Source organism: Streptomyces melanogenes, assembly GCF_014649795.1.
GTDB lineage: Bacteria > Actinomycetota > Actinomycetes > Streptomycetales > Streptomycetaceae > Streptomyces > Streptomyces noboritoensis.
The window spans coordinates 1-953 of sequence record NZ_BMTS01000089.1 but is presented as its reverse complement, the minus strand read 5'-3'; the positions used below and the strand labels follow the sequence as shown (position 1 = coordinate 953).

Sequence of the window (953 nt, the reverse complement as noted above, 5' to 3'; positions counted from 1 at the left end):
TAGGCCGTGTGTCGAAAGTGGATCTTGAGCGTTGGATGATCACGGTTCATGGGACGGGGAGATCTCACGGACGAAGAGTGGGCGGTGCTGGAGCCGTTGCTGCCGAAGGGGAGGAAGCCGGGGCGGCCGCCCGTCTGGCCTCGGCGACGACTGATCGACGGCATACGGTTCCGGGTTCGGACCGGTGTTCCATGGCGGGACGTGCCCGTCGAGTACGGACCGTGGGGTCGGATCTATGACCTGTTCCGTCGGTGGCAGCGGGACGGCATCTGGCACAGGATCTTCACGCGGCTCCAGTCTCTGGCGGACGCGAAGGGTGCGATCACGTGGGACCTGAGCGTCGACTCCACAGTGTGCCGGGCTCATCAGCATGCGGCCGGGGCCCGCAAGCAGGGGGATCTGCAGAAAGAACCGCCGGGCGGTGTGTTCACCGAGCCCGGAGATCACGGCCTGGGACGCTCACGCGGCGGGTTCACCACCAAGCTGCACCTGGCCGTCGAGCAAGGTCAGCGGCCCATGTCGATCGTGATTTCGGCCGGGCAGCGCGGGGACTCGCCGCAGTTCGAACCGGTGCTGGAGAAGGTCCGCGTGCCCCGCATCGGGCCGGGTCGGCCACGCGTCCGCCCCAACCGAGTCCGCGCGGACAAGGCGTATGCCTCCCGCAGAAACCGCGCCTACCTGCGCCGCCGCGGAATCCGCTGCACCATTCCCGACAAGGCCGACCAGGCACGCAACCGCCAGAAGCTGGGCTCCCGCGGCGGCCGTCCGCCGCATTTCGACCCGGTCGACTACCGCGAGCGCCATGCGGTCGAGTGCGGGATCAACCGCCTCAAGAGACACCGTGCTGTCGGTGAGGTCGACTCGGGGCGCCCTGCTGGTGTTTCCAACAGTGGGTTTCCCCGAGCCGCCTCCCGAACCCGGCGTGCCCGTCTCCGGGCACCGGGCTCTCCACA

General features: G+C 68.6%; 1 protein-coding gene. It reads left to right on the top strand.

The window, feature by feature from the left end; genetic code table 11:
- Nucleotides 1-48 precede the first annotated feature (48 nt).
- A partial coding sequence (locus IE252_RS42880; RefSeq protein WP_229849176.1) for an IS5 family transposase occupies nt 49-953 on the top strand: 905 nt, incomplete at its 3' end.